The organism is Capnocytophaga sp. H2931 (genome assembly GCF_002302535.1).
Taxonomy (GTDB): domain Bacteria; phylum Bacteroidota; class Bacteroidia; order Flavobacteriales; family Flavobacteriaceae; genus Capnocytophaga; species Capnocytophaga canis.
The window spans coordinates 1,893,532-1,906,370 of the sequence record NZ_CP022381.1; the positions used below are offsets into that span (position 1 = coordinate 1,893,532).

Consider the following 12,839-nt stretch of genomic DNA (forward strand, 5'->3'; position numbering starts at 1 on the left):
TGTGAATTTAATGTGTTTTGTGGTCCAATTTATGAATTTTTTTCTTGTAAGATTGTCAGTTGGTAGAAATATTTTTTTTGTAATTCTGAATTTTACATATAACTTTGTGTGCTTAATTGTTTCAATATTATATCATATTTATGAATAGATTTTTACTAACAATTGTTTTATTATTCACAGTATGTATCGCTAAGTCGCAGAATTTAGATGACTTTACGGTTACGCCCGAACCTGGTGATTGCTATTCCAATTCCAAGATAAAGGTGAATTTGGGGGCGGGGAATTACGCCCCAGCACAGCTGACCGCAGAGATTCAGTTGCCACCCACTCCAGGGTTGCCATCTACTCGAGTGCAAGAGTTTGACACTTCTGAGTATATCTTTGGTTCGTTGCAACCAGGAACGTACACCATCACGGTTATCAATGAAAATGGTTGGGTGCGTTCCCAACCTAAAGTTGTAACGATACCTACGACCTACGTCAGTACCCAGTTGACAAAATGGAAAGTAACGGCTTCGTCTTGTAATAATACTAATGACGCTAAGGTATCTTTTACCATAGTAAGGAACACAGGGAAAGGGCCTAACTTTGAGGTGTCAATTACTGACGATGCAGGAAATGTGCTTGTGCCTGCACAGACGTTTACGCGTCCCAACGCTAATACAGACTTAGATGTCACTGTACAAGGAAATGCAACACATCCATTGACAGCAAATCAGTACGTGTTTGTCAATGTACAAGATATGACAGGAATAACTCCCAATTGTGAACTTCGTAAGGAACGCGTGAGTATCCCTCCTATAAACCCCTCTGTGGATTGTATTGAAATTGAGAAAATGGACGGACAATCCCGTATCCAAACCAATATGGATTGTAAACGCCGAATCTCTTTCCGTATACAGAGAAAAGACGGTAGGAATGATATGGCACCCATACATAGCTATATAAGTGAAAATAATTCAGGGATAGCTATTGTAAAGCGTACCAAAAGAGATGCACTCGGTAATATTATTGAAGAAGCTGAGTACGACATTACTTCTTCATTTAGTGCTAATTACAATATTGTTGCAGAGTATAATTCTTTTGTGTCAGATTATGTGTTTGAAGATGGCGATGAGGTAGAGGTAACTATCAATATTGGTATGACACCTATTCGAGAGAAATTTACCTTGACCCCAATGGATCCTATGCAGATAGTAGCGGCAGCACCCAATCAAACACCTATTGGTATTGCTAACTATTCTCATTTGGATGAGTCATGTCAAAATCGCAAATTGTTATACGCAGCACCTTACTACCAAAAAGTAGAGTTTCCGAACACAGCGAACCCATCCGATCCAGCGGGGTATCACAAGTATGAATGGTATCAAGACTTTTCACTGTTTTTGACAGATGACGAGTTGTACAATCAAGGTAAGGACGGATACTACTTTGAGATTTATAAATGGGAAGGTACGGGAACACCCAATCTTAATGCTACAGTAGGATGGAAACGCAAAACACAAGTCCCGATTCCTGCAGGACATCCTCTGTACATGCCTCATGATGTGATACCTTCTCTTCAATGGAATGACCGTCACGACATTGTTGATGTGACAGATACAGGATATGGTCATTATAAAGTCGTGTATAAAAAAACAGGTTTACAATCTTGTTATGAGCCAAAAAGGATGTATAATTTTCAACCGATAGCGAATCAAATAAGCCAATTTTTCGATGGACTCTACGTCGGTAAGGGGCTGTTTGAAAACACGGTTTCATTCAGAAAATGGATTTCAGCGGTAAGTTTTAATTATCCTTTGGAGGTAACTATTGAGCCTATTTCTGTTCCAGGAGCAACTCCTTCAGTTCCTCCCGCAGGTACAGCTACGTTTACCATGACTTTCAATACTTCTTTACCTCTTGACAATGGTGTGCAACATCAGCGAAGCATTGTTTTTCCTGTGAAAAAGATAGTTCCTAATGCAGAGGTTGTAAACTCCAACGTTATGTATGGTGATTTCCCTAAGGGGAAGTATAGAATCACAGTAAAAGATGAATGTGGAAATACAGATAGTAGAGAGATTGATTTTGAGGAAGGAATGACGCTGGGCGAAAATTACGTAAAACCCGTATTGGGTTGCGAGGCCTCAGAAATTCATTATGCTATAGGAAGTAACGTACGTAGAGGAACGGTGCTTTGGGCTCCGATAGTCTTGGAGAAGAAAAGACCTGATGGAACTTATGGACCGATTACATCTCAACGTTTGGATATGAATGACCCAAGAGGAACGTTTGTAGGATTGGAAGCGGGTGAATATCGTGTGCGAGCCTATAGTTTCTCGTATGACAAACATGCCGTGTGGAAAAGAAGTGGTTCAGGCTACGTGTTGGAAAACCTTACCAATGTTATGGGAGTGGCAGGATATACGTTGATTCCTGAATACCTCAATGCGTTACGCCCTGGTGGTCAAGAGATTCACCGAGGTTCTGTGTTACAAATAGAACTTGAAAAAGAGTTAGAACTTCCCCGAACGAAACCTCTGCAAGTGAGTGCCATAGGAACTTCTTGCGGAACGGCAGCGGGTACGGGTATGGCGATTATGTATGTTCAAAACAGAGAAGATGTTCGTTATCCTTTGACCTTCACACTTTACAAACAAGATGGTACAGAAGTGGCATCTGTCACGTATGACGCTGATTCAGAGGCGGATAGTCATATATTTAGAAATTTGCCTGACGGAGACTATACCGTAAAAGTAAGCCATCAGTGTACGGAGGGTATTTATGACGTTCGTGTGAAAGCGGATACATATGCTCCTCCGAGAATCACAGCCTCTCCAGAGAGTCAAAATCCTTGTAACGGAGATGTAGTGAGGCTCGCTTTTAGTGGCTCAGAGGTGCTGTTCAATGTTGAATGGTTTAAAATTAAAACCGATGGTTCGCTTGAAAGCATAGGAACCGGAGCTACTATCACTCAAACGGTGATGACAAGTACACAGTTTCAGGCAGAATACACCTTAAAAGATACTTCAATCTGTGGTGTTGCTGTAGGCTTAACCCCTCCTGTAACTGTAGCTTTCATTCCTGATACAACAGCTCCAGTAATTTCAGGGTGTCCTGCATCAGCCATTGTGGTGAACGCACCAGCCAATGCTTGTGATGCCGTCGTTACTTGGGGAACGGTAACTGCTACCGATACTTGTGGGGTCACATACACGCAAACCCATCAGAGCGGTGATAGGTTCACGATTGGAGTCCATACCGTAACCTATGTTTTCACCGATACTTCAGGGAATACAAGTACTTGCACTTTCAATGTGGAGGTTAAATCAAATGCTTTAGCGTTAGACATCCAAGCTGATTATATTGATGGTAATGGAAATGTATTGAATCGTAAGTTAGCATTGAATGAGGGCTTCCAATATAAAATAGTATATAAAAATGTGGGATTAGATGATTTGGCAACCGCCACTTTGACAGTCGACTTTTCAGCTAATCCATATATTAATATAGGTGTTCCAACCTATCAACCCACAACTTTGCCCCAGACGCCAACTTACACCAATGTTGGTAGGATTTACACGTTTGTGTTACCAAAAGAGATATTAAAAGGTAATAGTGGTGATAGAGCTATCTATATTCCACTTACGATGAATGCAACTTATGCAGAAATCGGAGCGCCTTGTATGAATATGTTTGGAGCTAAGTATCGAATTGAATATCAAAGAGATAATCAGTTGTGTGCTGCAGGAATACAAACTAAAACGGGAGTTAATCCGATCGAAATTTCAACGAAAAATGACATTCGTTCGGAGTTATTCTGTGTTGGTTCTTCGTTAGAATTGAAAGCAAAACCTGGTTTTACTTCCTACAAATGGTTCAAGAATGGAGTAGAAATTCCATCAGCAACAGGAAGTTCCTATATAGCTACTGAAGCAGCGGAGTACATGGTGGAGAAAACCACGGTCTGTTCAGATCCTACCCTTGGAGGTAACATTACGGTAATATGTCAGGAAATTATTCGTTTTGAGTCGTTTAGCTCAAATTTAACGGCTGATCCTATCAGAGCATTGGCAAACGGAGGTGCTACTTGTGGCGCCGATGGACGTTGGACAAGTCATTTCATCCTATGTAATGAACCTTCCAAAGTGATTACCGTAAATTTCCGCGATTCGAACATTCAGTGGCAACGCTTTAGAGCAACCTGTTCACCGCCAAATGATGGCAGATGTCAGAACTATGATAACGATTGTTGGGAGTCTATTCCAGGAGCTACAGGAAGTTCTTTTACAATTAATGCTACTGGACGCTACCGATTGAAAGTTTCTTCAGCCAATGGCTGTGAAGCTCACTATTATTTTGAGGTGTTTATGAACGGATTGTCAGGGGAAGTGATACAACCTGTGGGGCATATCACCAACTATCAACCTGGACATTTCAATGTGAAGATGGCTACTGAGGGCGTAATTTATCAATATACAATTAAAGATCCGAATGGGCAGACGTATATGGATAGTAGTAATGCTGCTAATATTATAACTTACGACCAATATAACGGAGGTCATGACATTACAGTAAGAGGAATTTCAGTTCCTGGAACTTATACTATTGAAGTGAAATCAGGAAGTATAGCTAATTGCTCAACAACATTGAGAGCAACAGTTGAAGAACGAAAAAATCTAACAACTACAGCAACGGTGCTTTCATGGAGTGACTGTAATAATGTAAAAGTTCGCTTTGGAGCACAAGGAGGAAAAGCACCGTACCGCTTCGCTATATGGAAAATAGATGGGGTACAACGTTATCCTGATTACACTTCTATTCCTGATACAGCATTCATTGCTACCATTCCAGAGGGAAGTGTGCAAGTGGATCAAGATGTACATGTTACTCAGCTGGGAAGATATATTTTCGTTGTAAAAGACGCAAATGGAGCCTATGCCGAGACGGTTTCTCCAGGGGAAATGATTAGACCAGAGGGGATTACGGACTATACTATTAATGTGAAAAACGTAGCTTGTGGTGATACTTCAGGAGTTGTTTCCGTAACGTTTACAACAGCACATCCTCAAGACATAATCACACGATTACATCGTTTACAAAGTGGAACTCGGGTGCAAACATTTGAGAACGCTTCTGGAATCTATGCTCAGGGAATTGTACAAGGTAAATATGAACTAGAAGTTATTATCACACAAGGTTCAAGAGTTTGTACATATGTCAATCCAATTGAAATAGGAGAAGATGAAAATACGTTGAAAGCTTTTGCTGGAGTGGTGGAAGACAAATCGTGCGACACTACCAATTCACCAAAACGATACAAAGTTCATATTAATAACGTCAGCGGAGGAACTGGTACGGGCTATATGTATAAGTCAGAAGGTGGTAGCTATACAACTTCAAATGTTGTATATTTATCCGGTTCAGGAAATGTGTATGTGAGAGATAGTGCTAAATGTGAAATTGCAATTCCTGTTACGATAACAGATATTCCATCTCCAGAAGTTAATGTTAGCACCGTGATGTACAGTTGTTTAGGTAAAGGTACATTCACTGTAACAGCCTCTCCTGCGGGTACGTATGAGTACGAAGTGGTAGGCGGAGGAATTACAGAACGAAATACTTCAGGAGTGTTCACATTGGATGCAGGAAATTATTCTGTTTATGTGTACCACCAATCGGGATCATCGTCAGCGACCACCCCTAATGTTTTGTTCCAAGAAGATTTTGGAACAGGAAATGATACTTGTAATAACTCCATTATATACATGACTTGCAAACCTAATGAGGAGTTGCAAAATAGTCAGTATGTTATTACAAAACAAGTGACGCCAAGAGCCGAGTGGACAACTCCAACCGATGCTTCAGGAGTTGTAAATGGTCGCTATTTAGCAGTAAATGCTAACTCTAACCAAGGTAATTTAGGGGTTATATATACTAAAAACATCAAAGATATTGTTGCTGGAAAAGATGTTAAGGTAAGTGTGAAATTATATAATTTACTGAAATCTACTTATATAGGAGGTGTTAATCCAAACTTAGATTTTGTTCTACTGACCTCAGGAGGAGTTGAACTTAAACGAATAAGTTTAGGACAGATATTAGCAGATGAGAAATGGCATTCAAGAGCTGTTACATTCAGCAGTGCGGACATAGGAACAAACACTGAGGTCATTTTCCAAATTGTGAGTAAAGAACCTGTTTCAACCAGTGTTGGAAGTGATGTGGCAGTTGATGATATTTTGATTTGGCAGGAAACCAAGGTTTGCAACCCACGAACAGATGCAAAATCAGTAGTGATAGAGGCAGCAAAAGCATTCACTGTTACAGGTTCGGCAGAAGATGCTGCTTGTGATGGACTAGGCAAACTGAAATTAAGAATTGAAAATAGAAACGGAAGTGATATTGTTTATTCGCTTGATAATGCTAATTGGACAACAATAACGCCGACGGCAACCAGCGTGTCCAATGTTGATACGGCTGTGATTCCTAATTTAGCAGCAGTAACCAGCGGTACTGTGTATGTCAGAAAACAGAATGAACCAAGTTGTTTGGTGGAATTAACTTATACCATCAATGCATTAGAAACCGTTTCAATAACTACACAATTGCTTCGAGTGGCAAGTTGTAATCCGATGAACGCAGATGTTAAAGTTACGGCTACTGGAGGAGCAAGACCATATCAGTCCGTTACTGCGGTACCTTCGGGAGGAATTTCAACTGTAGCAAATATGGTAAATAATGAGGCTGTTTTTGACGGAGCAAGGGCATTAGCACCAGGAACATATGAGTTACGTTTGACCGATGCTAATGGTTGTGTAACTACCTCAACTTTGAAAGTGGATGCACCAAAAACACTGACCTTAGAAGCGAATAGTAATAATGCTTGTTTGTTGCCAGGTGAAAAGGCTGAGGTTACCATTCAAGTGCTTGATGGAAATGGAAACTATCGATACAGTCAAGATGGCGTGAATTTCACTCCTCCATCATCGACACCAGATTACACGGTTGAGGTGAATCCAGGGGTGCATGTCTTTACGGTTGTTGATGGAGCAAATTGTTCAGCAACCATTACGGTAAATATTCCAGAGCCATTGACCTTGAACGTACAACCAACAAGAGCCTTGACTTGTGCCACAGGATCGAATGCTGTTTTTGTGTTGAACGCTACAGGAGGTAATCCAACTCAGCCAAAACAGTTCTTGTGGAGCAACGATGGAGTAAGTTACCAAAGCACGAATGCTACGGGCATCACTCTAACAGCTTCAGGAAATACGGCTACATTTACAACCAATGTTGAAGGAGATTATTACTTCAAAGTGACGGCAGGTTCTTGTGAAAGAAAAGCATCAAAACAAGAAGTGAAAATATCACGTCCTCAGTTCAAAACAACTTTAACCAAAGAGGATGCAGCCTGCTATGGTTCGGCAACAGGTCGAATTAACGTGTCATTGACCGACATTCAAGGAGGAACAGCTCCGTACGATTTGATATTGTTCGATGGAACTAACACGACAACGCAAGCAGTGGGTAACATCATCAATTTGAAAGCAGCTACCTATCAATTGACGGTGCGTGACGCAAATGGCTGTATTTCAGACTCACAGAATATTACTATAGGACAATCTCCTCAGTTAAATGTTGCAGTAACAACAGTAGATGTTAGTTGTGACAGAGTTTTAGGAGGAGGAATGAATAATGGAGAGGCTAGATTTAATTTTGTGAGTGGAGGAACAGCTCCGTTCTCTATCGAATTGCATTACAAAGATGTGCCACATGGTACAGCATTGTACAATCAATCGAATGTGAACTTAGGAGACATAATTGTTGTACCAAATTTAATTCCACATGAATATGTGGGTACGATTACCGATGCTAATGGATGTGTAACAACAAAAACCTTTGAGATTTTTGGTACATCAGATAGAATTGTTGCAAAAGCAACCACTATACCAGGGTGTGATACGGCATCATTAGAGGTGTCTGCTTACAGTAGTGCGGCAGGAAGTTCCATTGCTGCAGGTTCTCATTGGGTAGCTATCTATAAACAAGGTATGACAATTCCTTCAGGAACGCCTCCATCATCGTCAACTTGGATAGACGGAGGGAACACGTGGTATGCAGGAACAGTGACTGATGTAACAACTGTGTCGGGAACAACTGTTTCAGGAACAACAGCTACCATTCCAGGTTTGACACCAGGGGCTAAATATCGATTTATCGTATATGACTCATCAACAAAATGTTATGTGATAGAAGAAGTGACTCAAGTGCCAACAGCATCATCTACTTTGAGTATTACATTGACTCCAACAACCACTACATGTAGAGGTTCAAACGATGGAAAAATTGATTTTGAGGTCAAAGGTATGAATTCTGCGATTAAGAGTTTGGAGTATCAAGTTTATTATTATGCAACTCACGAGCTTGTGCTTGGTGCAGTAGGATCAGTAACAATCACTGGACCTGTAACACCAGCAACCACTCAGACAGGAACTATCACAGGATTACCTGCAGGTAAGTTATATATTGTATTCACAGAAAATACAGGTGGAGGAGGAACTTATTGTAGAAAAGCATCTGAACCTGTCATAGTGCCACAGGCTCCAACGGAATTAGTAATTCAAGATGTGTCGGTTATCAATGACCAATGTCACGCAGGAGGGCAAGGTTCTATCTCGGTAGATGCTCGTCATGGAGTAGCTCCTTACAAATATTATTATCATAATGAATCTGCTTTAGGAACTCCTCCAGCAATTGGAACATCAACATTGACTGCACTTATAGTAGCATCCACTGATGGACATACAGTTTCAGGTTTAGATAAAGGAACATGGCATGTGTTTGTACGTGATAATAATGGATGTATCAAGACTCGCTCTGTTACGGTAGATCAAGATAAAGCTCCAGAGATTTCGTCTGTGGTTCTGGATAATCCTTGTACAAGCGATAAAACAGCATATTCAGTGCGTTTAAATCTAACAAAAGTAGGAACAGGACAACACTACTACCGAGTGAAACTTGGAGGAACGCCTACTGCAGATTGGATGCCTATGAGTGTGTCTCCTTATGCTACATCTGTATCATTGCCAGTACGTTTACAGCCTTCTACACAAACATATACCATTGAGTTGAAAGATGCTAATGGTTGTGCAACCTCAGGGGATATTAAATTGTATTCGCAGGTGAAATATGAAGTGGTAACACCGTTGATTCACTGTGGAGCTGTGTCGGCTGATATTGTTATCAAAAATCTGACAGGAGGTTCAGGCAAATATGCTTATACGATCAATAAGGTGGAAACTGTTTTGGATCCTATCAATCACACCACTTCGGAGATTTTTGTGCCGATAACAGGAGTGAAAACAACAACGGCAGGTACCGTAACGGTGACTATTTCACCAGCAGTTCTTGTCGGTTCATATGCTATTCGTCTGTATGACGAGGCAACCCGTAGCCAGACATCGGTATGTCCGGAGGTAAGAAACTTCTCGATTGACCTTCCTGAAATTCCAGAGATGGAGGTGTTGAGCTTAACTAACCCAACTTGTAGCACAGGAACAGGTTCCGCACGAGTGAAAGTAAGTCCGAGTGTATTAGCTCCTTATACATTTACTATTGAAAATCCAACGACAAGTACGGTGTTACCAGCTACAAGTTCAGGTGTTGATTATGCTGTGTTTGACGGCTTATCAGGTTCTTTAACAGGAGAGACATACATCGTTAGTGCAGTAGCAACTAATGGATGTGTGGTAACAAAAACGGTTGTAGTTACAACTCCAGCACCACTTGTCTTAGCACCAAATGCTTTGACAATGGAAAGTTACCAATGTGTAGGAAATACAACATCGTTACCGACCTTGACTTTTGATTTGTCAAAAGTGAGTGGAGGAACACAGAGCTACACACGAGTAGAGTTCTATGAGCAAAGTTCTGTTATACCTGTCAATATAAAGGTTATCAGTCAAGGAACAACATCGTACACCTATACGCTTACTGACCATGTTGCAGCTACGCAAACCTACACTGTTAAAGTATTCGATGCTAATGGTTGTGAGGTAATCACACCAGCAGTAACCGTAACACCAACTTTGGTATTGTCGAGTGTAACGGCTACCCGTTCTGTTGAAATAGATTGTACAACCAATCAAGAGGTAGTAAGCGTAACTGTAACAACAAGTGTATATAACGGAGAAACACTTCTTTATGAGGTAATCAAACGAAATGCCAATGGAACAGAAACTACGGAGTTTACACGAAGTGTAGCAACTACGACACAGGTGTTTAGTTTGCCAATAGGTAATTACACTATCAGGGTCACAAATCCAGCAACCAATTGTTTTGTTACAACAGTTTATGACGTTCATGAACCGAATTCATTCTTATTTACTGCTTCAAATATTGTCAATGTGAAATGTTATGGAGAAGCGACGGGAGCAGTAACTTTGAATTTCTCAGATATGCGTTTAGGTGATGGAAATCATGCCGCAGCAGGATTTGAATTTGTCATCAGTCCAGTGACAGGTTCAGCAGGTTCAACGGTAACAGGAACTGTCACTGGAGGAACTGTTACTACAGTGACAAACTTGTTAGCAGGAAATTATCAAATGATTGCAAAAGCATTGAGCAATCAATGTTCAACAGAACCTGTAGCTTTTGAAATCTTACAAAGTGAACGTCCGTTAGCGGCTACAGCTACTCAAACATATGGAGTAACTTGCTTGGATAATAAAGGAGAGATTTTGATCAAAGTTACTGGAGGTGAAGCTCCATATCAGGTGATTTTACATGGTTCGAGTGGATACGTTTCGTCGCCACAAATAGGAGGAAATATTATCACAAATGAAGGAGAATTCTTATTCACAGGATTAACTTCAAATGGCTCGTCACAAGTCTACACTGTTCAGGTTATAGATAGAAATGGAAGCGGTTGTCAGGATAACTCGGTAACCATTACTTTGGTACATCCAACACCTATTACGGCAACAGCAACTGTGATTCAGAATGTAACATGTAAAGATGCATCCAACGGAATCATTGAAATCGCAAATGTAGCAGGAGGTTCAGGTTCACCTACTTATTTCTTTGAATTACGTCAGGGAACAGCCACCGTGATTACTCAAGAATCTCCACGATTTGAAAACTTAGCTCCAGGTGAGTATGAAGTATGGGTCATGGATGCTTGGAACTGTGATCAGAAAATAGGCGAATTGAATGTAACTGAACCTGAAGAGCTATCGCTCAAAGTGGTAAGTGCTGAGCTAGTGGTGTGCCATGGTGAAGCTACTGCTTGGATCAATTATGAGGTACATGGAGGAACAGCTCCTTATGAAGTAAGTATTGTAAAAGCAGTTACAGGGGCAGTAATAAGCACCGATACGGCATTTCTTGGAAATGTAGCTCGAGGTTTATCAAAAGGTAAATATGAGGTACATATTACCGATGCACAAGGCTGTACGATGTCACCAGTTTATGAGTTTGAAGTGGAAGAAACTCCGAATTTAGAAGCAACTGCAACTCAGGTACACGACTGTCAAGACAATAAGTACACAACTTGGATTGAGGTGAAATTCAAGCATACCGTTGATCCAATGAAGTTGAGCTACAAGTTAGGAAGTAAATCAGAACGTGTATTTGCAAGGTTTGACACAAAACGAAATGTTGCAATAATCAATGCTAATGGAATTGACCAAACACAACCTTTGCAAGTGTTGACTATTTTCCATAGAGATGAGATCGCAGCAACAGGACAGGTTGTACTGTGTTCTTACACCTTGGGCGACCCAGTGAAGATAGAGAATTTAATGCAGTTGGACGAAGTCAAAAGAGTAGCAAATGATGAAATCAACACTATCCAAGTAGCAGGAAAAGATGGTCAATATCCGTACACCTATGTCTTCAACGGACAAAATCAAGGAGGTAACGGAGTGTATAAATTAAAAATAACTGATCCTGAGGAGATTGGCGAAGATGGAAAACGTTACAAAGTGATTGATGTGATTATCTATGATGCAGTAGGTTGTACCGTTACAGCTACTATCAAAGAGTTGTTCCATGACATTACAATTCCAAATTATTTCACTCCCGATGGAGATGGAAATAATGATACATGGACTCCGAAATATATTGATGAATATCCGTATGCTCGAACGCATATTTTCGACAGATATGGTCGCAAAATAAAAACCCTTAAAGTAGGTGAGTCATGGGATGGAATCTATAACGGGAAACCTCTTCCAAGTGGAGATTACTGGTATCTATTAGAGCTTAATAGCGATATAGATCCACGTAAGTTTAAAGGAAACTTCACCATTTATAGGTAGTAAAATTTAAAGAATAGTAAAGGCTGATCTTTTTAGGTCAGCCTTTATTATTTCAGATTACAATGAATCTTCTAATGTTGTTGACAAAAGCAGATAACCGTAAGTACGATAAAAGGCCTTGAATTGGTAACCCGGGAGCTTTTCTCTTTTGAAAAATTTGAAAAGTAAAAAGAAAATCATTAAATTTGCCTATACATAAAAATATACATAAATGATTTTAACAACTACACCAACTTTAGAAGGTAAGCCTATTAAGGAATACAAAGGTATTGTTACAGGGGAAACCATAATTGGGGCGAATGCTATAAAGGATTTTATGGCTGGGTTGACTGATTTCTTTGGAGGACGCTCAAGAACCTATGAAAAAGTACTCGTAGAGGCTAAGAATACTGCACTTGTTGAATTACAGCAACGTGCCATGGCTATGGGAGCAAATGCCGTTGTAGGTATAGACTTGGATTATGAAACCTTGGGAAATAACGGAGGAATGTTGATGGTTACCGCCAGTGGTACTGCTGTGGTCATTTAAACTTT

2 protein-coding genes are annotated in these 12,839 nt (G+C 40.4%); both read left to right on the plus strand.

Features of this window, described 5'->3' with window-relative positions; translation table 11 throughout:
• Positions 1–140: 140 nt before the first annotated feature.
• Positions 141–12,305 (plus strand): T9SS type B sorting domain-containing protein, encoded by a 12,165-nt coding sequence (locus tag CGC52_RS08100; RefSeq protein WP_095894049.1) that lies wholly within the window; start codon positions 141–143, stop codon positions 12,303–12,305.
• Positions 12,306–12,516: 211 nt separating this feature from the next.
• Positions 12,517–12,834 (plus strand): heavy metal-binding domain-containing protein, encoded by a 318-nt coding sequence (locus CGC52_RS08105; protein WP_042007852.1) that lies wholly within the window; start codon positions 12,517–12,519, stop codon positions 12,832–12,834.
• Positions 12,835–12,839 lie beyond the last annotated feature (5 nt).